Source organism: Roseomonas sp. TF40 (genome assembly GCF_057219975.1).
Window position 1 is genome coordinate 1 of the sequence record NZ_JBXVVR010000002.1, and the last position, 23,370, is coordinate 23,370.

The window sequence follows — 23,370 nt, forward strand, 5'->3', positions numbered from 1 at the left end:
CCCCCCCCCCCCCCCCCCCCCCCCCCCCCCCCCCCCCCCCCCCCCCCCCCCCCCCCCCCCCCCCCCCCCCCCCCCCCGATCCACTAGGGCACCCCCATGGCCGCCTACATCCTCCGCCGTCTGTTGCTCGTCGTGCCGACCCTGTTCGGCATCATTCTCATCAATTTCGCCGTCGTGCAGTTCGCCCCGGGCGGGCCGGTCGAGCAGATGCTCGCCGAGTTGCGCGGCGAGGGGCAGACGCTCGGGCGTCTCACGGGCGAGAGCTCCGGTGAGGCGCGGGGGCCGGGCGGGTCGAGCCCGTCGGGCGAAGGGGCCAGCGGGCCGGCCGGGACGTATCGCGGCGCGCGCGGGCTTGATCCGACGATCGTGGCGGAGATCGAAAAACTCTTCGGCTTCGACAAGCCGGCGCATGTGCGCTTCCAGGAGATGATGCTCGGCTACCTCACCTTCGATTTCGGCCGCAGCCTGTTCCGCGACCGGCCGGTGGTGGATCTGATCATCGAGAAGATGCCGGTCTCCATCTCGCTCGGCCTGTGGTCCACGCTGATCATCTACCTGATCTCCATTCCCTTGGGCATCCGCAAGGCGGTGCGCGATGGCAGCCGCTTCGATCTCTGGACCTCGGGCGTGGTGCTGGTGGGTTATGCGGTGCCGGGCTTCTTGTTCGCGATCCTGCTGGTCGTGCTCTTCGCCGGCGGGTCCTTCTTCCAGTGGTTCCCGCTGCGCGGGCTCGCCACCTCGGGCAGCGAGTTGTGGCCTTTCTGGGAACGCGCGCTCGACTATGCCTGGCACATGGTGCTGCCGACGCTGGCGCTGGTGATCGGCGGCTTCGCGGGGCTGACGATGCTGACCAAGAACAGCTTCCTCGACGAGATCGGCAAGCAATACGTCGTCACCGCCAAGGCCAAGGGCAACAGCGAGACGCGCGTGCTCTACGGCCATGTCTTCCGCAACGCGATGCTGCTGATCATCGCGGGCTTCCCGGCGGCCTTCATCGGCATCCTCTTCACCGGCGCGCTGCTGGTGGAGATCGTGTTCTCGCTGGATGGGCTCGGGCTGCTGGGCTTCGAGGCGGCGATCCGACGCGACTACCCGATCATGTTCGCGACCCTCTACATCTTCACCCTGCTGGGGCTGGTGATGCAGATCATCGGGGACGTGATGTACACGGTGGTCGATCCCCGCATCGATTTCGAGGCGCGGCGGTGATGGGGGATGCGCGGATTGCCCCGGGGGCTCTGCCCCCGAACCCCCGACCGGGGAGCCTGAGGCTCCCCGGACCCCACCATTTGTTTTCAACGCGGTGGGAAGGGGGGGCGCTTCGCCCCCCCCTCCCCACCGCGTTAAACAGAATCGAGGTCCAGGAGGCTAAGCCTCCTGGTGGGGGGTCCAGGGGGGCGAAGCCCCCCGGAGCACCCCGCGCATGACCCCCATCACCCGGCGGCGTCTCGCCAATTTCCGCGCGAATCGGCGTGGCTACATCTCGATGTGGATCTTCCTGGTCCTCTTCGTCCTCACGTTGTTCGCGGAGTTCATCGCCAACGACAAGCCGCTGATCGCCAAGGTCGAGGATCGCTGGCTGTTTCCCGTCATCGTCGGCTATGCCGAGAGCGACGTGCTGCCCGATGGCCTGCCCACGACGATGGACTGGCACGATCCGGAATTGCGCCAGGATTTCGAAGCGCGCGGCGGCTGGGCGGTCTGGCCGCCGATCCGCTACCGGCATGATTCCGTGGTGCGCGACATCGGCGTGCCGAGCCCCGCACCGCCCTCGGCGAAGAACTGGCTCGGCACCGATGACCAGAGCCGCGACGTGCTGGCGCGCGTCATCTACGGGTTTCGCATCTCCGTGCTGTTCGGCTTCACGCTCACCATCGTCAGTTCGATCATCGGCATCGCGGCCGGCGCCGTGCAGGGCTATTACGGCGGCTGGGTGGACCTGCTCTTCCAGCGATTCATCGAGGTCTGGTCGGGCATGCCGCAGCTCTACCTGCTGATCATCCTGGCCAGCGTGATCGAGCCGAGCTTCGCCACGCTGCTGATCTTCCTGCTGCTCTTCTCCTGGATGGGGCTGACCGGCGTGGTGCGGGCGGAGTTCCTGCGCGGCCGCAACTTCGACTATGTGCGCGCCGCGCGCGCGCTCGGTGTCAACGACGCCACGCTGATGACGCGCCACATCCTGCCCAATGCGATGGTCGCCACGCTCACCTTCCTGCCCTTCATCCTGAGCGGGTCCGTCACGGTGCTGGCGAGCCTCGATTTCCTCGGCTTCGGCCTGCCGCCGGGCAGCGCCTCGCTGGGCGAGTTGGTCTCGCAGGGCAAGAACAACATGCAGGCGCCCTGGCTCGGCATCACCGCCTTCTTCGTGCTGGGGGGCTTGCTGACGCTGCTGATCTTCGTGGGCGAGGCGGTGCGCGACGCCTTCGACCCGCGCAAACTGCCGGGAGGTTCGGCATGATCCTGGATGTCGAGAACCTCTCGGTCGCCTTCCGGGGCAAGCCCGTGGTGCAGGGCGTGTCCTTCAGCGTGCAGCGCGGCGAGACGGTGGCGCTGGTGGGTGAGAGCGGCAGCGGCAAATCCGTCACCGCTTTGTCCTGCCTGCGCCTGCTGCCCGTGGGCGGCACCAACCCCGCGGGCCGCATCACGCTCGATGGCACGGATGTCCTTTCGGCAGAGGGCGAGGCGCTGCGCCGGCTGCGCGGCGGCGTGGCGGGGATGGTGTTCCAGGAACCCATGACCTCGCTCAACCCGCTGCACACGGTCGGCCGCCAGGTGGGTGAGGCGGTGACGCTGCATCGCCCCCTCTCCGGCGATGCCCTGCAGGCGCGGGTGGTGGAGCTGCTGACGCGCGCGGGCTTCCCGCAGGCCGAGGCGCGGCTTGGCGCCTATCCGCACCAATTATCCGGCGGCCAGCGCCAGCGGGTGATGATCGCCGCGGCCCTTGCGAATGATCCCGCGCTGCTGATCGCCGATGAGCCCACCACCGCGCTCGACGTGACGATCCAGGCGCAGATCCTGGAATTGCTGGCCGATCTCAAGCGCCGCCTGTCCATGGCGATGCTGCTGATCACGCATGACCTCGCCATCGTGCGCCGCCATGCCGACCGCGTGGTGGTGATGCGCCATGGCGCGGCGGTGGAATCCGGCCCCGTGGCCGAGGTCTTCGGCAATCCGCAGCATGACTACACGCGCATGCTGCTCGCCACCGAACCGCGCGGCCGCCCCGCACCGGTGCAGGCCACGGCGCCGGAAGTGCTGCGCGGCTCCGACATCAAGGTGCATTTCCCGATCAAGCGCGGCCTGCTGCGGCGCACGGTCGGCGTGGTCAAGGCGGTGGATGGCGTGAGCCTCGCGATCCGCGAGGGCGAGACGCTGGGCCTGGTGGGGGAAAGCGGCAGCGGCAAGACCACCCTCGGCCTCGCGATGCTGCGGCTCGAGACCAGCGAGGGCCCCATCGCCTTCGAGGGCCGGAACATCCAGGGCCTGTCGCGCGGCGAGCTGCGGCCGCTGCGCCGGCGCATGCAGATCGTCTTCCAGGATCCCTATGGCAGCCTCTCACCCCGCATGACGATCGGCGAGATCGTGGGCGAGGGCCTCGCCGTGCATGAGAACCTCTCCAAGACCGAGATGGCCGATCGGGTGGCCGAGGCGCTGCGCGAGGTGAATCTCGACCCCGCGATGATCGAGCGCTACCCGCATGAATTCTCCGGCGGCCAGCGCCAGCGCATCGCCATCGCGCGCGCCCTGGTGCTCAAGCCGCGCCTGGTGGTGCTGGATGAGCCGACCAGCGCGCTCGATGTCTCGGTCCAGGCGCAGGTGGTGGACTTGCTGCGCGAGCTGCAGGCGCGGCACAGGCTGGCCTATCTGTTCATCAGCCACGATCTGCGCGTCATCCGCGCCATGGCGCATCGCATCGTCGTGCTGAAGGATGGGCGCGTGGTGGAGGAAGGCGAGGCCGAGGCGGTTGTCGGCGCCCCGCGCGAACCCTACACACGCGCCCTGATGGCGGCGGCCTTCGACCTCGCCGCCGCCCCCGGGGAAGGCCACGTCCGTACATGAGCGACACTGAGGCGGCGGATCCGACACCGCCCCTGGACCATCTGAAGGCGCTGCTGGATGCCGAGGCCGTGAAGCTCGGCGTGCATATCCGCAAGATGAATTCGCCGGGCAGCCCGGTCTATCGCTATGGCGAGAACATCTGGCCCGTCGCCGTGCTGCTCACCGGCTCCTTCGCCGCGACGGCCCTGGTGCACTACTATCTCGGCTTCGCGGTCCTGATCGCGGGCTGCTGGTGGTGGATCACCAAGGTGCAGCCGCGCATCAAGGATGGCGTCTTCGAGCGCACCAGCGCCTTCGCCCTGCAATCGGAAGGGCATTTCGACGCGCTGTGGTTCAAGGGCGTGCTGAGTCTCTATGCCGAGCTGCCGGATGGCCGGAAGTTCGGCGCCACCCATCGCGAGGATTGGCGCGTCTTCGTCCGCCAGATCCTGCGCGAGCGCACCGCATTGGGAATCGCGTGATGGCCGTGCTGCTCTCAACCAAGGCGCATGTCATGCAGGATTGGCGCGCCGCGCTGCTCGCCTGCGACCCGACGCTCGAGATCCGCCTGTTCCCCGATGCCGGCGACCCGGCGGAGATCGAGGCCGCGGTGGTCTGGACCGCGCATGACATGGCGGAGCTGCGGCGCTATCCGAACCTCAGGCTCATCGTCTCGATGGGTGCGGGCGTTGACCATCTGCTGCGCCCGCCCGGCCCCCCGCCGGGCATCCCCGTGGCGCGGCTGGTGGACCGGATGCTGACCACGCAGATGGGCGAGTGGGTGCTGCTCAACGTGCTGCGCTTCCATCGCCAGGACCTCGACTACCGGGCGCAGCAAGCCGGGAGGATCTGGCACGAATTGCCCGCGCCGGTGACCGCGGAGACGCGCATCGGCATCCTCGGCCTGGGCGAGCTCGGCGGCCATGCGGCGGGGCTGCTGCGCGGCCTGGGCTTCCCGGTGATGGGCTGGGCGCGCCGGCCGAAGAGCGTGGCGGGGGTGGAGATGTTCCACGGCGCCGAGGGCCTCGCCGCCATGGCGGCGCAGAGCAATATTCTCATCTGCCTGCTGCCGCTCACGCCGCAGACGCGCGGCATCGTCAATGCTGAACTGCTCGCGCGGCTGCCGCGCGGCGCCTTCCTCATCAACGGCGCGCGCGGCGGGCATGTGGTGGATGCGGATCTGCTGGAGGCCCTCGAATCAGGCCAAGTCGCCGCCGCCGCGCTCGATGTCTTCCAGCCCGAACCCCTGCCGCCGGAGCACCCCTATTGGGCGCATCCGCGCGTGGTGATGACGCCGCACGCCGCCAGCATCACCATCCCCGCCAGCGCCGCGCCGCAGGTGGTGGAGAACCTGCGCCGCGCGCGGGCCGGCGAGCCGCTGATCAACCTGGTGGATTTCTCGGCCGGCTACTGAACCGCGGTGCCACCGATGGTCAGCCCCGTCATCTTCAGCGTGGGCTGACCCACGCCCACGGGCACGCCCTGGCCGTTCTTGCCGCAGGTGCCGATGCCCGGGTCGAGCCCCATGTCGCTGCCCACCATCGCCACCTTGGTCAGCGCATCCGGGCCGTTGCCGATCAGCGTGGCACCCTTCACCGGCGCGCCCAGCCTGCCATCCTCGATGATGTAGGCCTCGGAGGCGGAGAAGACGAATTTTCCGCTGGTGATGTCCACCTGCCCGCCGCCGAAATTCACCGCATAGAGGCCACGCTTCACGCTGGCGATGATCTCGCCCGGGTCATGCGCGCCGCCCAGCATCACCGTGTTGGTCATGCGCGGCATCGGGATATGCGCGTGGCTCTGCCGGCGGCCATTGCCGGTCGGGGCCACGCCCATCAGCCGCGCATTCTGCCGGTCCTGCAGGAAGCCCACCAGGATGCCGTCCTCGATCAGCGTGGTGCGGCCCGTCGGCGTGCCCTCATCGTCGATGCTGAGCGAGCCGCGGCGGTCGGGGATGGTGCCGTCATCCACCACGGTGACGCCGGGCGAGGCGATCCGCTGGCCGAGCAGTCCGGCGAAGGCGGAGGTCTTCTTGCGGTTGAAGTCGCCCTCCAGCCCATGGCCGATCGCCTCATGCAGCAGGATGCCGGGCCAGCCCGGGCCGAGCACGACCTCCATCTCGCCGGCCGGGGCGGGGATGCTCTCGAGGTTCACCAGCGCCTGGCGCAGCGCTTCCTCCACCGCGGCCTTCCAGCTCGCCTCGCCCAGCACGCGCTCATAGGCGAAGCGCCCGCCGGTGCCGAAGCTGCCGGTCTCGCGCCGGCCATGCGCCTCGACCACCACGGCCACGTTGAAGCGCACCAGCGGGCGCAGATCCGCCACGCGTGCGCCGTCCGGGCGCAGGATCTGCACCGCCTGCCACTCGCCGGTGATGCTCGCCATCACCTGCACCACGCGCGGGTCGCGGGACCGCGCATAGGCGTCGATCTGCTGCAGCAGCGCGGTCTTCTGCGCGAAGGGCAGGGCGGCGAGCGGGTTGAGCTCCGAATAGAGCTGCGTCGTCGCCTTGGCCGGGCCGAGGTCGAGCGTGCCCGAATGCCCCGCCGCCACGGCCTTCACCGTCTCCGCCGCGCGGGCCAGCGCGGCCTCGGTGATCTCGGCGGCATGGGCGTAGCCGGCCTCCTCGCCCGCCACGCTGCGCAGGCCGAAGCCGCGCGACGCGTCGAAGGAGGCGCTGCGGATGCGCCCGTCCTCGAGGCTGATCGCCTCGCTCTCCCGGTGCTCGAGGAACAGTTCGCCATCCTCGGCGCCGGCGGTCGCGGTGGCGAGCAGGCGCTGCGCCGCGGCGCGGTCGAGATCGCGGAAGAACAGCGCGTCGGTGGTGGCCAAGCTCTGCGCCATGGGGGCTTCGGTCACGGGGTGGGTCCTTCGGAAATCGGTTCGGGCGGCAGCAGCCGCTCGGGCGGAAAGCGCAGCACGGCCAGGGTGCCGGGGCCGGTGGGGGTCTCCAGCGTCAGCGTCCCGCCCATCGCCTCGGCCAGGCTGCGCGCCATGTAGAGCCCGAGGCCCGAGCCGGGGAAGTGCCTGGTGTGCGCGTCGTCGAGCTGGGTGAAGGGCTGGAACACCGTCTCGCGATGCTCGGGCGGGATGCCGATGCCGGTATCGGCCACGCGGATGACGAGGCTGCCCTGCTCCACCGCCGCGCAGAGCGTGACGCGCCCGCCCATGGGCGTGAACTTCACCGCGTTGGAGAGCAGGTTCAGCAGCACCTGGTGCAGCCGGCGCGCATCGCCGGCGAGGCGCGGCAGCAGGGCCGGCCATTCCGCCACCAGGGTCAGCCCGGCATCGCCCGCGAGGGTGGCGGCGGCGCGCTGGGCGCGTTCCAGCACGGGGCCGAGCACCACGGCATCCGCCGCGACCGCCAGCGCCGAGCCTTCGTTGCGCGCCACGTCCAGGATGTCGTCGATCAGCAGCAGCAGATGCTGGCCGGCATCGCGGATCGCCCCGGCATAGTCGGCGATGCGCGCCGGGTCGCTGGTGCGGGCCACCGCCTCGGCGAAGCCGATCACGGCGGAAAGCGGCGAGCGCAGCTCATGCGTCATGGTGGCGAGGAAACGCGACTTGGCGCGCGAGGCGCCCTCCGCCGCCAGCTTCGCGCCTTCCAGCTCGGCACGGATGCGCCGGTCCTCGGTGACGTCGGCATAGGTGATGACATAGCCGCCATCGGGCATCGGGTCGGAGGTCACCTCCAGCACGCGGCCATCGGGGCGGGTGCGGCTGTAGCGATGCGGCAGGGCGCGATCATAGGCCTTCATCCGCGCCGCGCCCTCGGGCGTGATCTGCCCGCGCAGCACCTGCTCGTCGATCATCTCATCCATCAGCCGGCCAGGCGTGAGCAGATGCGCCGGCATGCCGGTGAGCTCGGCGGTGCGCGCATTGCTCGCCAGCACGCGGCGGTCGCGGTCGTAGAGGATGATGCCGTGGCGGATGTTCTCGAGCATCGCCGCCTGCATCGCCGCGCGCGCCTCGAGCTGCTGCTCCGCGCGGTGCAGGGCCGTGACGTCCACGGTGACGGCGATGTGCCCGCCATCAGGCAGGCGGCCCGCCCGGCTGTCGATCACCGTGCCGTTCGGGCGATGCCGGCGGATCGGCTGCGACTGCTCGGCATCCGGGCCGACATGGCGGGCGTAGAGGCGCTGGCCCATGGTGGCGTCGAACTCGCCCATCACCTGCCGCCGGGCGGCGACCTCCAGCAGGCTCTCGCCGATGCGCACGGCGGCCTCGCCCATGATGTCGCGATAGGCGGCGTTGAACAGCACGGCGCGCTGGTCCGGCCCATAGAGGGTGACGCCCACGGGCAGCGCCTCCAGCAGCGCGTCCAGCATCTCGGCGCGGCGCCGCGCGGTCTCCTCCGCCTGGTGCAGGGCGGTGACGTCGGTGACGACCGACACCAGCCCGCCATCGGGCAGGCGGCCGACGCGGGTGGTGATGGCGGTACCGTTCGGGCGCACGCGCCAGAGCACGGGGTCCGGCTCGCCCTCGGCGATGGTGCGCAGGACAAGCGCGGCGCGCTCGGCCGTCACTTCGCCCATCCGGGCGCGGCGCGCGACCAGATCCTCCAGCGCTTCGCCGATCTGCCCGGCGGCGTCACCCATGATGGCGTGGTAGGCGGCGTTGGTCAGGCGCACGCGGCGGTCGGGGCCATAGACGCACACGCCATCGGGCATGTGCGCGATCATGGCATCCAGCAGGGCCGCGCGCTCGTGCGCCTCGGCCTCCGCGCGGTGCTGGCCGGTGATGTCGACGAAGCTGACGACGAAACCGCCATCGGGCATGGGGTCGGAGACGATCTCCAGCACCTGCCCGTTGGGCCGCGTGCGCACGTAGCGCTGCGGCCTGCTGCGATCCAGCGCCAGCGCGGCGGCCACGCCCGATTCCGGAATCAGCCCGCGCCGCGCCTGGCCTTCCAGCAGGTCGCGATGCGCGATGCCCGGATACATCACCTCGGCCGGCAGGTCGGTGAGTTCGCTGGTCCGTGCATTGGTCAGGATCAGCCGGTGGTCGGGGCCGAACATGGAGATGCCGTGCCGCATGGCGCCCAGCGTGCGTTCCAGCAGCGCCGCGCGGTCGCGCGCCCGCGCCTCGGCGCGGTGCAGCGCGGTGACGTCGGTCATGGTGACGGCAAAGCCGCCATCGGGCGTGGGGTCCGAGATGACCTCGACAAGCGAGCCGTCGCTGCCGCGGCGCACATAGCCCTGCGGCTTGCTGCGATCGAGCGCCAGGGCGCTGGCCGCCTGCGCGGGGGTGAGGGCGCCGAAGGCGACCTGGGCGTCGAGCAGTTCGCGCAGGCTCTGGCCGACCTGGCGGGCCGTATGCGGCACGCCGGTCAGCACCGCCATCTGCGGGTTGGTGGCGACCATGCGATGGTCGGGCCCGAACAGCGCGATGCCGTGGCGCATGGCGCCGAGGCTCGATTCCAGCAGCGCCGCGCGCTCGCGCGCCTGCGCCTCGGCGCGGTGCAGCGCGGTCACGTCGGTGACCACCGAGATGTGCCCGCCATCGGGCGTCTCGGCGACGCGGACGGCGATCGCGGTGCCGTTGGGCCGCACGCGCAGGATCTCGGCCTGTTCGGGCGCGCCGGGCAGGAAGCGCTTGGCCAGCACGGAGTCGAGATATTCGGCGCTGAACTCGCCGGTCGCGACACGGCGGGCGTTCACCTCGTCCATGTGCTCGCCCAGCGCGACGGGGGCGCCTTCCATGATGCGCGCATAGGCGGCGTTGAACATCGCCACGCGCCGATCCGGCCCATAGACGAGCACGCCGTGCGGCAGCGTGGCCAGCACGCCCTCCAGCAGTTTCAGCCGCCGCTCGGCCTCGGCCTCCGCGCGGGCCAGGGCGGTGATGTCGGCGACGACGGAGACCTGCCCGCCATCGGGCAGGCGCGCGGCGCGCACCGCGATCACCGTGCCGTTCGGCCGCACGCGTCGCAGTTCGCGCAGCCCCTCACCGGCTTCCTCGAACAGCGTCGCGCTGGTCAGCTTCGCGTAGTCGGCGCCGTATTCGCCCGATGCCACGCGGCGTGCCACGATCTCATCCGTATGGTCGCCGACGCTCACCGGCGCGCCGGCCATGATGCGCGCATAGGCGGCGTTCACCAGAGTCACCCGCCGGTCGGGGCCGAAGACGCACACGCCATGCGGCAGCGTGGCCAGCACGCCGTCGAGCACGGCGGCACGGCGCCGCGCCTCGTCCTCGGCGCGCTTCAGCGCGGTGATGTCGGTCACCTCCTCGACCATGCCGCCCTCGGCGGTGGGCTGCTTGAGGAAGCGCAGCACCTGGCCGTTCGGGCGCTCGCGCTCCTGCAGCGAGCGCTGGTCGCGCTGGCGGTCGATCCGCTCGGCGATGTCGTCGATCCGCTCGAGGCCGTTCAACTCGCCGCGCGCCTGCAGCAGGGCCAGGATCTCGCGCGGGGTCATGCCGGCGGGGACGGCGCCGGGCAGGCCGATCAAGGTGGCATAGGCAGGGTTGGCGTAGCTGAGCCGCAGATCGGCATCGAAGATCACGAAGCCACCCTGCGCACGCGCCAGCGCACCCTCGATCATGGTGAGGCGCGCCTGGAGCGCGGCCTCGGCCTCGGCGCTGGCGGTGACATCGACGCCGCAGGTGGCGTAGCCGCCATCGGGCAGCGGGAAGGACATGATGTCGGTGACCATCCGCCCATCGGCGGCGCGCACGCGCCGGCGGAACAGGCGCGTGCGGTCGATGCGCAGCACCGCCTGCACCTGCGCCTCCGGGTCGCCCGGCCCGTAGAGGCCGCGATAGCAGAGGATGCGGATCAGGTCCTCGACCGGGCTGCCGATCGGGCAGGTGGCAGGGTCGATGCCCGCGGAATGCCAGAAGGAGGCATTGGCATAGACCAGCCGCCGCTGGCCATCGATCACGGTCACGTTGTACGGCAGGGCGTCGAGCGCGGCGCGCGCGAATCCCCGCGGCGCGCTCATGTCCCGCGCACCTCGCCCGCCGCCGGCCGCAGGGCATGCAGCGCCACGAGGGCGGCGGCCAGCACCAGCACCGCCATCGCCTGATGCGCCGTGCCGAGGGCCACGGGGACGACGTGCAGCAGCGTCACGATGCCCAGTGCATACTGCACCGCCACCGCGGCGCCGAAGGCCAGCACGGCCCGCCGCGCCCGGCCCGCCGGCAGGCGCCGCAGCGCGGCCCAGACCGCACCGGCGGCGAACAGCGCCGAGAGCGTGGCCAGCAGCCGGTGGTTGAACTGCACCGCGGCGATATTGGCGGTCAGGTTGTGCCACCAGGGCGAGAGGTCGAGATAGCCGGCGGGTACGAGCTGGCCATCCATCAGCGGGAAGGTGTTGTAGGCGAAGCCGGCACGGATGCCGGCGACGAAGCCGCCCGCCAGCATCGCCGCCACCAGCGTCCAGACCGCGACCTTCAGCATCCGCCGCGCCGGCCGTGCCGCCGCGGGCGCCTCGCCCACCGGGCGCAGCAGCCCCAGCGCCGTCCAGAGCAGGGCGGCGAAGATCACCAGCGCGAGGCCCAGATGGATCACCAGCCGATAGGGGGACACCGCGGTGCGGTCGGCCTGGAAGCCCGAGGCGACCATGTACCAGCCGATCGCCCCCTGCAGCCCGCCCAGCGCCAGCAGCCCCAGCAGGCGCGGCTTGTAGCCGGCCGGAATGCGCCCCCGCAGCCAGAACCAGGCCAGCCCCGCCGCATAGGCGAGGCCGATCAGGCGCCCCCATTGGCGGTGGATCCATTCCAGCCAGAAGATCTCCTTGAAACCCTCGATCCCGAAGCCCTGGTTGACCAGCGCGTATTGCGGGATCGAGCGGTAGAGATCGTAGAGCCGCTGCCACTCGGCCTCGCTGAGCGGCGGCAGGGCGCCCGAGAGCGGCGCCCATTCCATGATCGACAGGCCCGAGCCGGTCAGCCGCGTCGCCCCGCCGATCGCCACCATCGCCCAGACCAGGCCCGCCACGCCCAGCAGCCACCACGCCACCGCCCGCGCCGCGGGGTCGGGGGCCAGGGTGGTGCCAGGCAGGGACTGGGGGCGATAATCGAGCGGCATGGTAGGGCAATATAGCCCGGCAAGGCCTGCTTCAAGGAAGCCCCTTGCCTTGCTGCCGCCATCGCCCCCTGCTACCCCGCGCGGCCATGGTCCCCGCCCCCCTTTCGGCCCCGCTGTCGCCTGACGCGCCTCTGGTGTCGCCCCTGGTGTCGGTCGTCATCCCGATGCGCAACGAGGGCCCGAACGTGCTGCCGCTGATCGCCGAGATCGCCGCCGCGCTGGCGGGCCAGGCCTATGAGGTCGTCTGCGTCGATGACGGCTCGACCGACGACACCGGCGCGCGCCTGGCCGAGGCCGCAGCGCAATGGCCGGTGCTGGCGCTGCGCCATGCGCGCAGCTGCGGGCAATCGGCGGGCGTGGTCAGCGGCGTGCTGGCGGCGCGCGGGGCCTGGATCGCCACCCTCGACGGCGACGGCCAGAACGACCCGGCCGACATCCCGAAGCTGCTCGCCCGCGCCCAGGCGGAGGCCACGCCCGGCCAGCCGGTGCTGGTGGCGGGGCACCGCGTGGCGCGCAAGGACAGCGGCGTGAAGCGCGTGACCAGCCGAATCGCCAACGCCATCCGCGCCCGGCTTCTGGGCGACGCCACGCCCGATACGGGCTGCGGGCTGAAGGTGTTTCCCCGCGCCCTGTTCCTGGACCTGCCGCGCTTCGACCACATGCATCGCTATCTGCCCGCGCTCGCGCTCCGCCAGGGGGCGCGCGTGGTGAGCGAACCGGTGAACCACCGCCCGCGGATCCGCGGCGTGTCCAACTACGGCACGCTCGACCGGCTGGTGGTCAGCATCTCCGACATGCTGGGCGTGATCTGGCTGCAGCGGCGCTGGAAGCGGCCGGTGGCCGAGGTCACCGCCGGCGGGCGCCCCCGCTGAGCGCGCCGGTCGCAGGCCGGTCGGGGCGGCTGAACGCCGCGCTGCTCAAGCTGGCGGTCATGGTGGCGGGGCTGCTGGCGGCGGGCTGGCTGCTGCGCGAACTGGGCGGCGTGCCGGGCACGGCCTGGGTCGATGCCTCGATCCGCGACGAGGGGCTGTGGGGCGAGCTGGTCTTCGTCGCGGTCGGCGCGGCGCTGACCGCGCTCGGCGTGCCGCGGCAGAGCGTGGCCTTCCTGGGCGGCTATGCCTTCGGCGTGGTGCTGGGCACGGCGCTGTCGCTGCTGGCGCAGCTGCTGGGCTGCGCGGCGAGCTACGGCGTGGCCCGCGCGCTGGGGCAGGATTGGGCTGAACGCCGGCTGCAGGGCCGATTCGGGCCGAAGCTGCGGCCGCTGCATGAGGCGCTGCGCGCCACCCCCTTCGGCGCCACCCTGGCGCTGCGGCTGCTGCCGGTGGGCAACAACCTCGCGCTCAACCTGCTCGCGGGCATGGCGGGGCTGGGGCTCTGGCCCTTCCTGGCCGGCTCGGCGCTCGGCTACCTGCCGCAGACGGTGGTGTTCGCCCTGCTCGGCAAGGGGATCCGGGTCGAGGGCGCGTGGCAGCTGGGGCTTGCGGGGGTGCTGCTGGCGATCTCGGTCGGCCTGGGGCTCTGGTTGTTGCGCCGGAACCGCGCGGCGCGAGCGCTTGAGGAATAGCACGGCAGGGTCCAAACCCAGTCAGACCCGAGGCGCATGGCTGAGGACCGCGTGGCAGGCCGCCAGGAAGGCTGCGTGGCCGATGCAGGTTGCATCGGCAAGCAGCCTGACGCCGCGGATGCCGCGCGGGGCCGGCCAGGCGCCCGGTGGATGATTGGGTTTGGACCCTAAATGCTGCGCTGCGGCGGGCATTGCCTTGACACCCCGCCCCCCGCGACGTAGGAGCCCCACGCCTTCCGGGCGGGGCTCGCTTGGAGGAGTGAAGGTGGCGGAACAGAACGGCTTCGAGGAGCGGCTTCGGCAAGCCCGGGCCCGGCGGGGGATGGACCCCAAGCCCGGCAGCGCGGCAGCAGGTCCGAAGGATGCACCCTACGGGGTCGGGTTTCGCGCGGGGGTCGAGGTGGTCTCGGCGCTCATCGTGGGTGTGGGGCTTGGGTTCGTTCTGGACCGCTGGCTTGGCACCTGGCCTTGGCTCTTCCTGGTCTGCTTCGTGCTGGGCAGCGTTGCCGGGGTGCTGAACGTCTATCGCCTGTTCGACCCGAAGCGCCGCCCACCCGTGTAGGTTTTGGAATCAACGGCCCGCCAATGTGCGGCGACCGGGGGAGCTTGAGAGTGGCCGCCGAAGGCAAGACGATCGACGCGCTCGGGCAGTTCGAGCTGAAGACCGTGCTGGGCCCGTTCGGGGAGGCGGTCGGCTTCACCCAATCGAACGCGCACATGCTGCTCGCGGTCGGCATCATCACCGCCATCGTCATGTTCGGCATGGCGAGCCGCGCGCTGATCCCGGGCCGGCTGCAGTCGGTGGCCGAGGGCGCCTACGAGTTCATCGCCGACCTCGCCAAGGGCCAGATCGGCGAGCATGAGGGCAAGCGCTTCGTGCCCTTCATCTTCTCGCTCTTCATGTTCGTGCTGATGGGCAACCTGCTCGGCCTGCTGCCCTACGCCTTCACCTACACCAGCCACCTCGCCGTCACCTTCGGGTTGGCGATGATCGTCTTCGTGCTGATCACGGTGCTGGCCTTCGTGCTGCACGGCAAGAAGTTCTTCGGCTACTTCTTCCCCGAGGGCGCGCCGCTCTGGCTGGCGCCGATCATCATCCCCGTGGAGATCATTTCCTACCTCTCGCGCCCGGTCAGCCTCGCCATTCGTCTCTTCGCCAACATGACGGCGGGCCACGTGCTGCTGAAGGTGTTCGCCACCTTCATCGTGCTGCTCGGCGGGCTTGGTGCGGTGGGGCCCTTCATTGCGATCCTGCCGCTGGCTACCAATGTGGCGATCGTTGGCTTCGAGGTCCTGGTCGCGCTGCTGCAGGCCTATGTCTTCGCGATCCTGACCAGCATCTACCTGCACGACGCGGTGCACCTGCACTGAGTGCGGGTGCCTCGTTTCGCTCAGTTCCACCCCTCACCCAACACTCGACAGAGACAGAAGGAATACTCAGATGGAAGTCGCTGCCGCGAAGGCCCTCGGGGCTGGCATTGCCGTGATCGCGCTGTTCGGCGTGGGCCTCGGCATCGGCAACATCTTCTCCTCGCTGATCACCAGCGTGGCGCGCAACCCGGCGGCCCGCGATGCGGTCTTCCCGATCGGCATCCTGGGCTTCGCGCTCACGGAAGCGGTTGCGCTCTTCGCCCTGCTGATCGCGTTCCTCATCCTGTTCGCCTGATGCCCGGCAGCGCGGGGCACGCGCCCCGCGCGACCGCCTCAGCGAACATGACGGAACGGTGGTCGAGGGAGACGGAGACCCATGCCGCAGCTTGATTTCGGCAATCCGCTGATCATCGCCCAGCTCGTCTGGCTGCTGATCATCTTCGGCCTGCTGTACTACATCATGGCCGTCTACGCGCTGCCGCGCGTGGAAAGCGTGCTCGACGAACGCCGCCGCCGCATCGAGGGCGACCTCGAGGCCGCGCAGGCGATGAAGGCCGAGGCCGATGCGGCGATGGCGGCACACCATGCCGCCACGATGAAGGCCCGCGCCGAGGCGCAGGCGGCCATCGCCGGCGCCGTGGCGAGCGCCAATGCCGAGGCCCAGGCCCGCGCCGAAGCGCTGGCCGCACGCCTCGCCTCGCAGATCGCCGAGGCCGATGCGCGCATCGAAGCCGCTCGCGACGCCGCCATGGGCGCGCTGCGGGAGGTCGCGACCGAAACCACCCAGGCGCTGATGACGCGGCTGACCGGTAGCGCCAACACGGCCGCCATCACCGGCGCCGTCGACCGCGCGCTGGCCGCACGCGGCCAGGGCTGAGGAGCACCGCCATGGACCACGCCCACGGCTACGCCCATTTCTGGCTCGACCCGAAGTTCTGGGTCGCTGTCTCCTTCGTCATCTTCGTCGCCCTCGCGGGCAAGAAGATCTGGGTCGCGCTGACCGCCATGCTGGACGGCCGCGCGGAGAAGATCCGCGGTGACCTGGCCGAGGCCGCCCGCCTGCGCGGTGAGGCCGAGGCCATGCTGAAGCAGGCGGAGGCCGACCGCGCCGCCGCCCTGGCCGAGGCCGAGGCGCTGATCATCCGCGCCCGTGCCGAGGCCGAGCGCGTCGCCGCTGCCGCCGCCGCGGAGGCCGAGGCCGCCGCCACGCGGCGCGAGCGCATGGCACTCGACCGCATCGCGGCCGCCGAGGCCGCGGCGCTGACCGAGGTGCGCCACGCCGCCGCCGACATCGCCATCACCGCCGCCCGTACGGTGCTGGTGGAGACGATGAGTGCCGAGGCCGACGCGGCGTTGATCGACCGCGCCGTCGCCGACCTGCCCAGGGCCCTCAAGGCCGCCTGAGCCGACCCTGCAGCACGATCCGATCACACCATGAGCGTGTGATCGGATTGCCTGCCGCGGCTTCCCCTGCTCATCGAGCACCGCATCCGATCAGCGTCACGGCAGTGCCGCGACCCATCTGAACGCATACTGCTCTAGACACCCCGCGAGAGCCCGCCATCCACCAGCACGGATTGGCCGGTGACATAGCTGGCGGCCTCGCTCGCCAGGAAGGCGACCACGCGCGCATTCTCGGCCGCCGAGCCGAAGCGGCGCAGCGGGATGTCCTTGGCCACGCGGTCCACCACTGCCTGCTCGGTAATGCCCTCCACGGCCGCCATCTGCTTCGCCCGCGCCTGCCACAGCGGCGTGAAGGCGCGGCCGGGGCAGACGCAATTCACCGCCACGCCCTCACCTGCCAGCTCATTCGCCAGCGTCTTGGTCAGCGCGAGCAGCCCGGCCTTGTGCACGTTGGAGACCGCCTGGTGTTCCGTGGGCTGCCGGGCCGAGGCCGCGCCCAGCAGCACCACCCTGGCCCCCCCGCCGCTCTCGCCGCGATGCGCGGCCGCCGCGCGCTTCAGCGCGGGCAGCGCGCTGCGAACCACGCGCACCGTGCCGAGCAGGTTCAGCTCGTAATTCGCCAGCCATTGCGCATCCGTCAGCGCCGCGAAATCGCTGCGGAAACTGCCGCCGAAGGCGCTGACCAGCGCATGCAGGGGCTGGCCCTCATAGCGCGCGAAGAGCGCGGCCACCTGCGCCGGGTCGCCCGCATCGCAGGCCACGGCGCGCGGGGCCACGCCCGTCGCCGCGGCAAGGCTCGCCACCGCGGCCTCGAGCTTCGCCCCTGCCCGGCTGGCGATGGTGACCTCGGCCCCCTCGCGCAGCAGGATTTCCGCACTTGCCAGGCCAATGCCCGAGGAGCCACCCAGAACCAGCGCGGCCTTGCCGCGGAAGCCGAGATCCAAGGCCCCTGCCCCTCAATTCGCCGTCGCGCCGGAACGCCGCACGATGGGCGCCCATTTCGCCGTCTCCTCGCGGATGAAGCGCCCCAGCTCCTCGGGCGAGGAGGGCAGCGGCTCCACCCCATGCCGCGCCATGTGCGAGAGGACCTCGGGGTCGGCCAGCACGCCGCGCATCGCCGCATTGAGCCGCGCGACGATGGGCTCCGGCAGGCCCTTCGGCCCGACCAGCGCGTACCAATTGCCGACCTCGTAGCCCGGCAGCGTCTCGGCCACCGTCGGCACGTTGGGCAGCAGGGCGGAGCGCGCGAGGGTGGGCACCGCCAGGGCGCGCAGCTTGCCGGCCTCGATCTGCGGCACGGCGGTGGGGGCGGTGGAGAAGGCGTAGTCGATCTTGCCGCCGATCAGGTCGGCCATAAGCGGCCCGCCGCCACGATAGGGCACGTGCACGGTGGTGATGCCCGCCATCTGGTCGAGCAGCGCGCCGGCGAGGTGCCCCGCCCCGCCCACGCCCGAACTGCCATAGGTGATGGTGTCGGGCCGCGCCTTGGCGGCGGCGATGAGGTCCGCCGTGGTCCGCCAGGGGCGGTCGGCCGGCACGACCAGCACGTTGAGGATCTGCGCCGAGAGGCTGATCGGCGTCAGGTCGGTCTGCGGGTTGAAGCCGAGATTGCTGTAGATGGTGGGGTTGATGGCGAGTGCGGCGATGGTGCCCATCAGCAGCGTGTAGCCATCGGCCGGGGCGCGCACCGTGATCTCGGTGGCGAGGTTGCCGCCCGCGCCGGGGCGGTTGTCCACGACGATGGACTGGCCGAGCAGCTGCTGCAGCTTGGGCTGCATCGTGCGGGTGGTCAAATCCGTGCCGCCGCCGGCAGCGAAGCCCACGATGATGCGGATCGGCCGGTTCGGATAATCCGCCTGACCGAAGGCGGTGCCGGGCAGCGTGACGCTGGCGAGGCCAGCGGGCAGCAGCCCGGCGAGGGTGCGGCGCGTGATCATGGACATCCCCTTTGTCTGGCTCTCTAGAGCACTATCCGTCCAACTGGACGGGTTTCGTGCTCTATAACTTATTGCTTCCAGAGCAAGAATTCCGATCGAATGATTCCATTCGATCGGAAATTGCTCTGGCCCGGTGGGCCAGATGTAGCGAAGCCCGCCGGTGAAGGCGAGGGCCGGCGCACCATCAACGAAGCTTCAACCTTCGTCCCGTATCACGACGCGCCATGAGCATTTCTGCACTCTCCGGGCCTCCGCCCCTGCAGGTTGCCACCGCGGTGAGCCTGCGGGGGATGCGCGAGGCCGAGGCACGTGCCGCCGAAGCGGCGGCGCGGCTTGTCACCGATACCGCCCTGCTGGCGCCGGGCCGGCCGGCGCTGGCGGATTCCGCCGCCGCGCTGATCGCCGCGCAGCAGGCCGGGCCGAACCCCCTGCGCGCGCTTCAGGACCTGCACATGGCGCAGCGCGCCTATGATGCGAACGGCACGGCGCTGCGCGGCGCCAATGCCGCCAGCGCCGCGCTGCTCGCCTGGATGGCGTGACGGCGGGCTACTGCTCCCGCCAGGGATGGCGCGCCCACAGCGCCTGGTAGCGCGCCTGCAACTCACGCAGCTCGGCGGCATAGGCATCCGGTGCGAGGAAACGCAGCGGCAGGTTCTGCTGCGTCGCGGCGGCCTTGAACTCGGGGTCGTCCACCGTGCGCTGCACCGAGAGCGCCAGGCGCGCCAGCACCGCGGGCGGCATGCCCGCGGGGGCCGCCATGCCGCGCATCGAGCCCTCGACCACGTCGAAGCCGAGTTCGCGCAGCGTCGGGATGTCACCCACCGGCGCCCAGCGCGTCTCGCCCATCTGCGCCAGGCCACGCAGCAGGCCCTGGCGCTGGTCGATCACGCCCTCGGCCACGTTCATCACCGCCACCGGGATGGCGCGCGACATCAGGTTCTGCTTGACCTGCGCGCTGCCGCCGAAGGGCACGTGCAGGAAGCGCACATTCGCCTGCCGCTCCAGCGCCAGCATCGCGAGATGGTCGTCCGAGCCGATGCCGGTGGTGCCGTAGCCGATGCTCTCCGGCCGCGCCCGTGCGGCGGCCAGCAGGTCCGCCAGGCTGCGATAGGGGCTGTCGGCCAGCACCCACAGCCCGCCCGGATCGTCCACGATGTTGGCGATCAGCGTGAAGTCGGAAAGCTGGAAGCGCGTGCGCCGCTCGATCGGCAGGGTGACGATGTGCGGCGTGTTGATGAAGCCGATGGTGTAGCCATCCGGCCGGGCGCGGGCGAGTTCCGCGAAGCCGATCTCGCCGCCGGCGCCGGGGCGGTTGAGCACCGTCACCGCGACGCCGAGATCCTTTTCCATAAAGCGGGCGATGGTGCGGGCCGCGAGGTCCGTGCCACCGCCGGCGGCGAAGGCGACGATCAGCGTGATGGCGCGATCAGGCACCCAGCCGGCCTGGGCGCGGGCGGCATGCGGCGCGAGGGCCAGGGCGGATGCCCCGGCCAGCAGCCTGCGACGTGCGAACATCGACGATCCTCCGTGACGGTTTCGTGACCTATAGCCCCGAAACCGTCAGCCGGGGAGGGTCGGATCAGGCGGCATCCTCGCGCCGGTCGCGCGCCTTCACATAGGCGACGGCGGCGTGTTCGAGGCAATAGGGCTTGCCGTTCGCGGCCTCGGCCGAGCAGAAGCGGAATTCCGGCGTGCCCGGCTCGCCGATCGGCCAGCAGCAGCTGCGCTTGGAGGCGAAGCGCGGGAAGGCGCGCACCACGGTCGTCGGCGCGGTCAGCGCCACCGGCGGCGGCGCCACCAAGGGGGTGGCGGGCGTCGGCGTGGCGAGCACCGCGGGCTGCGGCAGGGTGCTGCGCGGGGCGGGGATGCGCGGCGCGCGCGGGGCGGTGGCGACGGGCTTCTCGCCCGGCTCGCGGCGGATCGGGCTCGGGCGCGCGGGAAGGTTCAGGCGATGCGCCTTGCCGACCACCGCATTCTTCGAGATGCCCATGCGGCGGCCGATCTCGGCGGTGGAATGGCCTTCTGCCCACAAGGCTTTCAGGCGCTCGATCGCTTCGGCGCTCCAGTCCATGTTCCCCACTCCCTGCTCACCCTGACACAACATACGGTAGTGCATCGGGGGGTTGGGACACAAGAACTGGAGTCGCCGCGTTAACCAAAAAGCTGTGGATGGATGGGGGGAAAGCCCCCCGGCGTCAGAAGAAGAGGCCTTTCTTGAGCAGCCCGTGCACGCCCTTCTCGCCGTTCACCGTCTGCGTCACGTGGAAATCCACCGCCAGCGAGCAGAGCTGGTAGGCATCCGCGGCCGAGACGTTCATCCGCGCCACGATGAAGCCGATCATCTCCCGCAGCGCCAGCTTCATGGCGATGTCGAGATCCTCATGCATGCCCATCGAGATGTAGTGGGTCGGCGTCTCGGCGCGCGGATAGGCCAGCGCCGGGTCCTTCGCACCGCCGCCCTTCTCCAGCGTCAGGCGGAAATGGCCCGTCAGGCACATCTCCAGCGCGTTGATGCAGACCTCGCCATCGCCCTGCACGCCATGGCCGTCGCCGGCCGAGAAATTCGCACCCGGCACATGCACCGGCAGGAACAGCGTGGCCCCCGCGCCGATCTCCTTGTTGTCGAGGTTGCCGCCATGCGCGCGGGGTTCCTTGGTGCTGATCGTGCCCCAGGCCGGCGGCGGGGCCACGCCCATTACGCCGAAGAAGGGGCTGAGCGGCAGGGTCACACCCGGACCCACCGGCACCTTGCCCGTCATCGCCGCCTTGTCCACCGGGATGTGCAGCATGCGGTGATAGGGGAAATCCTCCGGCAGCGTGCCACCCAGCGGGCGGAAGCCGCAGAAGCCCCAGTCGCAGCCCAGCTCGATCTTCTCGATGTCCACGCGCAGCACGTCGCCCGGCTCCGCGCCCGCCACGGCGACGGGGCCGGTGAGGATGTGCGGGCCGAGCCGCGGCGGCTTCGCGGCATGGATGGCGGCCAGCGCTTCGGGGATCTTCAGGCCGCTCTCGGGCGGCGGCATCACCTCCGGCGCGCCGGAGACGCATTCCAGCACCACGAGGTCGCCGCTGGCGACGGTGAGCACCGGCGCGAAGCTGGCGTCGAAGGCGCCCCAGCGGATGGTGGCGGGGGTGGCGGGGATGCGGTGGGAGGCAGCCATGGGAACCTCGATGCGGATGATGCCCCGCAAATCAGCCCGCGGGCGGGCGCGGGTCAATCCATCCCGGCCGCGCGATGCGCCGGGGCCGGACGCGCGCTGCCCATGCTTCAGGCAGAAGCGCGGGCTTCAGCGCGTGCCGATGGCGCGGCGCAGCCGCCGCTGGTCGTCCGGGCAGACGCTGGCGAGGCGGCGATACTCGGCCGGGGTGTCGATGGCGGCGTGCCCGGCCTCCCGCGCCCGGCGCAGGCGGTCGAGCATCGGCTCCACCGCCGCTTCCAGATCATCCTGCAGCGCGGCGGCGGCGGCGGCGACATCGGGGGCGCGCACCTCGGCCCGCACCGCCCAGCGCTGCGCCGCGCCGCGCAGCGCCGTGGCGGCATCGCGCAGCGTGCGGCGGTTGACCTCGGCATGGCGGCGCTCATGCGCCAGCACCTCCCGCGCCAGGCAGCCGCCGCGCGGCACCTCGCGCGCCAGGACGATGCTGTGCTCGGCATGCAGCAGGGTCAGGCGCAGCTCGGCCGGCAGGGCGCAGACCGGCCCGCCCGCGACACCCTGGCTGCGCACCGTGATCTCGCTGCGCCACTCGACGCGCGAAAGGGTGAGCGCCAGGTGATGCAGGTGCGGGTCCGCGGCCTCCAGCCCGGAATCGCCCTGCGCCAGGGTGCGCAGCTCGGCCGCCGGCACGGGGCGGCGGATACGCACCGGCGGGTCCTCCACCGTCACGCGCACCGGTACGGCGCTGCGCGGCGGGCAGGCGGGCAGCGCGCCCGGCGGCGTGCCCTGGGCCAGGGCGGGTCCGGCCAGCAGCAGCAACAGCCCGGCGAGCAGCGATGCCCCTACAACCATCCCTTGCGCCGGAAATACGCCACCGGCAGCACGGCCGAGACCACCATCAGCAGCAGCGCGGCGGGGTAGCCGAACACCCATTTCAGCTCCGGCATGAATTCGAAGTTCATGCCGTAGATGCTGGCGATCAGCGTCGGCGGCATCAAGGCCACCGAGACGACCGAGAAGGTCTTGATGATGCCCGTCTGCTCGACATTGATGATGCCCAGCACGGCATCGAGCAGGAACTGCGCCTTGTTGTTGAGGAAGGCCGCATGCTCGACCAGAGAGCGCACGTCGCGCACCAGGGTCTTGATCAGCACCTGGTTCTCCTTGCGCACCGCCGTCGCCTTCTCGGCGCTGACGAAGCTCAGGATGCGGGTCAGGCCGAGCAGGGTCTCGTTCGCGCGCGTCGTCACCTCGCCGACCTGGCCGAGCGTGATCAGCGTCTCGCGCAAATCGTGGTCGCGCTTGTTCGCCTTCACCGTGGCGCGGGCGGAGCGGAAGGCGCCGGCGCTGGCGCGGTCCATGTCGGCGCCGACCCGTTCGAGAATGTCGGCGAGCCGGTCCACGATCTGCTCGAACAGGTGCAGCATCACCGCATCCGCGCTGGCGACCAGGGCAGGGGTGCGCTGGCAGCGCAGGGAGAAGACGGTGAAGGCCTTGGGCGTCTGGTAGCGCACCGTCACCAGCGCCTGGTTGGACAGCACGAAGGTGATGGGGGTGGAGCCATATTCACCGCCCTCCACGCCGTAGAGGAAATTGGCGGTGAGGAAGAGCACGTCCTCCTCGCGATAGAGGCGCGACGAGCTCTCGATCTCCTCCATCTCCTCGCGCGTCGGGATCTCGAGGCGCAGCGCGGCCTGCACCGCGGCCTCTTCCTGCGGCGTGGGGTTCAGCAGGTCGATCCAGACCGACTGGGCGAGATCCGGCACCGGCAGCAGGCCGTCGCGCAGCGCCACGCGCCCGTCGGCGACGATGTAGGACGTCAGCATGTCGCGGGCTCCCGGCCTGGGGTTGGGCCATGTAGCGCGGTGCGCG

The 23,370-nt window shown here is 71.1% G+C and carries 23 protein-coding genes; 13 read left to right on the top strand and 10 right to left on the bottom strand.

Translation table 11 applies throughout. The features are described from left to right. Nucleotides 1-96 precede the first annotated feature (96 nt). From AC2D9U_RS06085 to AC2D9U_RS06105, 5 genes are all read left to right on the top strand, one after another. Complete coding sequence (locus AC2D9U_RS06085; RefSeq protein ID WP_484747348.1) at nucleotides 97-1,209, top strand: microcin C ABC transporter permease YejB; 1,113 nt, start codon at nucleotides 97-99, stop codon at nucleotides 1,207-1,209. 214 nt (nucleotides 1,210-1,423) lie between these two features. After that, nucleotides 1,424-2,458: an ABC transporter permease gene (locus tag AC2D9U_RS06090; RefSeq protein WP_484747350.1), complete on the top strand. Its 1,035-nt coding sequence runs from the start codon at nucleotides 1,424-1,426 to the stop codon at nucleotides 2,456-2,458. Next, nucleotides 2,455-4,059: an ABC transporter ATP-binding protein gene (locus tag AC2D9U_RS06095; RefSeq protein WP_484747351.1), complete on the top strand. Its 1,605-nt coding sequence runs from the start codon at nucleotides 2,455-2,457 to the stop codon at nucleotides 4,057-4,059. Before AC2D9U_RS06090 ends, AC2D9U_RS06095 begins: the two co-directional genes overlap by 4 nt. Further along, nucleotides 4,056-4,520 carry a hypothetical protein gene (locus AC2D9U_RS06100; protein ID WP_484747353.1) on the top strand — a complete coding sequence of 155 codons (465 nt, stop codon included), beginning with the start codon at nucleotides 4,056-4,058 and terminating at the stop codon, nucleotides 4,518-4,520. Before AC2D9U_RS06095 ends, AC2D9U_RS06100 begins: the two co-directional genes overlap by 4 nt. Next, the gene (locus tag AC2D9U_RS06105; protein WP_484747354.1) at nucleotides 4,520-5,452 is read left to right on the top strand and encodes a 2-hydroxyacid dehydrogenase; all 933 of its coding nucleotides are present in this window, start codon (nucleotides 4,520-4,522) and stop codon (nucleotides 5,450-5,452) included. Before AC2D9U_RS06100 ends, AC2D9U_RS06105 begins: the two co-directional genes overlap by 1 nt. On the opposite strand, the gene tldD is transcribed toward AC2D9U_RS06105, so the two are convergent. From tldD to AC2D9U_RS06120, 3 genes are read right to left on the bottom strand one after another with little or no spacing between them, the layout of a single operon-like run. Further along, entirely contained in the window at nucleotides 5,446-6,879 is a 1,434-nt protein-coding gene (gene tldD, locus AC2D9U_RS06110) for a metalloprotease TldD (RefSeq protein WP_484748360.1), read from the bottom strand. The genes AC2D9U_RS06105 and tldD overlap by 7 nt on opposite strands. 11 nt (nucleotides 6,880-6,890) lie before the next feature. Continuing rightward, nucleotides 6,891-10,979 carry a PAS-domain containing protein gene (locus AC2D9U_RS06115; protein WP_484747356.1) on the bottom strand — a complete coding sequence of 1,363 codons (4,089 nt, stop codon included), beginning with the start codon at nucleotides 10,977-10,979 and terminating at the stop codon, nucleotides 6,891-6,893. Beyond that, nucleotides 10,976-12,067: a COX15/CtaA family protein gene (locus tag AC2D9U_RS06120; RefSeq protein ID WP_484747358.1), complete on the bottom strand. Its 1,092-nt coding sequence runs from the start codon at nucleotides 12,065-12,067 to the stop codon at nucleotides 10,976-10,978. The genes AC2D9U_RS06115 and AC2D9U_RS06120 overlap by 4 nt, the downstream gene beginning before the upstream one ends. Nucleotides 12,068-12,201: 134 nt before the next feature. Here AC2D9U_RS06120 and AC2D9U_RS06125 point away from each other — a divergent pair, with 134 nt between their 5' ends. The 7 genes from AC2D9U_RS06125 (at nucleotide 12,202) to AC2D9U_RS06155 (ending at nucleotide 16,406) form a co-directional block, all read left to right on the top strand. Then, on the top strand, nucleotides 12,202-12,939 hold the full coding sequence (locus AC2D9U_RS06125; protein WP_484747359.1) for a glycosyltransferase: 738 nt from the start codon (nucleotides 12,202-12,204) through the stop codon (nucleotides 12,937-12,939). A gap of 59 nt (nucleotides 12,940-12,998) precedes the next feature. Continuing rightward, nucleotides 12,999-13,631, top strand: coding sequence for a TVP38/TMEM64 family protein (locus AC2D9U_RS06130; protein ID WP_484747360.1), 633 nt, complete (start codon nucleotides 12,999-13,001; stop codon nucleotides 13,629-13,631). A 265-nt stretch (nucleotides 13,632-13,896) separates the two neighbouring features. Beyond that, nucleotides 13,897-14,193: an AtpZ/AtpI family protein gene (locus tag AC2D9U_RS06135; protein ID WP_484747362.1), complete on the top strand. Its 297-nt coding sequence runs from the start codon at nucleotides 13,897-13,899 to the stop codon at nucleotides 14,191-14,193. A 23-nt stretch (nucleotides 14,194-14,216) separates the two neighbouring features. Further along, the gene (locus tag AC2D9U_RS06140) at nucleotides 14,217-15,002 is read left to right on the top strand and encodes a F0F1 ATP synthase subunit A (RefSeq protein WP_484747364.1); all 786 of its coding nucleotides are present in this window, start codon (nucleotides 14,217-14,219) and stop codon (nucleotides 15,000-15,002) included. Nucleotides 15,003-15,072: 70 nt separating this feature from the next. Next, a complete protein-coding gene (locus AC2D9U_RS06145) occupies nucleotides 15,073-15,297 on the top strand; it encodes an ATP synthase subunit C family protein (protein ID WP_131546781.1) in 225 nt (74 codons plus the stop codon). Nucleotides 15,298-15,378: 81 nt separating this feature from the next. Next, nucleotides 15,379-15,879, top strand: a complete 501-nt coding sequence (locus AC2D9U_RS06150) for a F0F1 ATP synthase subunit B family protein (RefSeq protein WP_484747366.1) — start codon at nucleotides 15,379-15,381, stop codon at nucleotides 15,877-15,879. 11 nt (nucleotides 15,880-15,890) lie between these two features. Beyond that, nucleotides 15,891-16,406 carry a F0F1 ATP synthase subunit B family protein gene (locus AC2D9U_RS06155; protein ID WP_484747368.1) on the top strand — a complete coding sequence of 172 codons (516 nt, stop codon included), beginning with the start codon at nucleotides 15,891-15,893 and terminating at the stop codon, nucleotides 16,404-16,406. A 134-nt stretch (nucleotides 16,407-16,540) separates the two neighbouring features. Here AC2D9U_RS06155 and AC2D9U_RS06160 read toward each other — a convergent pair whose 3' ends face one another. Beyond that, nucleotides 16,541-17,350 (bottom strand): SDR family oxidoreductase, encoded by an 810-nt coding sequence (locus tag AC2D9U_RS06160; protein ID WP_484747370.1) that lies wholly within the window; start codon nucleotides 17,348-17,350, stop codon nucleotides 16,541-16,543. Nucleotides 17,351-17,362: 12 nt separating this feature from the next. Further along, the gene (locus tag AC2D9U_RS06165) at nucleotides 17,363-18,343 is read right to left on the bottom strand and encodes a Bug family tripartite tricarboxylate transporter substrate binding protein (RefSeq protein WP_484747371.1); all 981 of its coding nucleotides are present in this window, start codon (nucleotides 18,341-18,343) and stop codon (nucleotides 17,363-17,365) included. A gap of 224 nt (nucleotides 18,344-18,567) precedes the next feature. On the opposite strand from AC2D9U_RS06165, the gene AC2D9U_RS06170 reads away from it, so the two are divergent. Further along, a complete protein-coding gene (locus AC2D9U_RS06170; RefSeq protein WP_484747372.1) occupies nucleotides 18,568-18,882 on the top strand; it encodes a hypothetical protein in 315 nt (104 codons plus the stop codon). Between the two features lie 7 nt (nucleotides 18,883-18,889). Here the strand turns inward: AC2D9U_RS06170 and AC2D9U_RS06175 are convergent, their stop codons facing one another. From AC2D9U_RS06175 to corA, 5 genes are all read right to left on the bottom strand, one after another. Next, complete coding sequence (locus AC2D9U_RS06175; RefSeq protein WP_484747373.1) at nucleotides 18,890-19,858, bottom strand: tripartite tricarboxylate transporter substrate binding protein; 969 nt, start codon at nucleotides 19,856-19,858, stop codon at nucleotides 18,890-18,892. A gap of 64 nt (nucleotides 19,859-19,922) precedes the next feature. Then, on the bottom strand, nucleotides 19,923-20,414 hold the full coding sequence (locus tag AC2D9U_RS06180; protein ID WP_484747374.1) for a GcrA family cell cycle regulator: 492 nt from the start codon (nucleotides 20,412-20,414) through the stop codon (nucleotides 19,923-19,925). 124 nt (nucleotides 20,415-20,538) lie between these two features. Beyond that, nucleotides 20,539-21,504 (bottom strand): acetamidase/formamidase family protein, encoded by a 966-nt coding sequence (locus tag AC2D9U_RS06185; RefSeq protein WP_484747376.1) that lies wholly within the window; start codon nucleotides 21,502-21,504, stop codon nucleotides 20,539-20,541. A 126-nt stretch (nucleotides 21,505-21,630) separates the two neighbouring features. After that, nucleotides 21,631-22,350 (bottom strand): hypothetical protein, encoded by a 720-nt coding sequence (locus AC2D9U_RS06190; protein WP_484747378.1) that lies wholly within the window; start codon nucleotides 22,348-22,350, stop codon nucleotides 21,631-21,633. Next, nucleotides 22,341-23,324 carry a magnesium/cobalt transporter CorA gene (gene corA, locus AC2D9U_RS06195; protein WP_484747379.1) on the bottom strand — a complete coding sequence of 328 codons (984 nt, stop codon included), beginning with the start codon at nucleotides 23,322-23,324 and terminating at the stop codon, nucleotides 22,341-22,343. The genes AC2D9U_RS06190 and corA overlap by 10 nt, the downstream gene beginning before the upstream one ends. Nucleotides 23,325-23,370 lie beyond the last annotated feature (46 nt).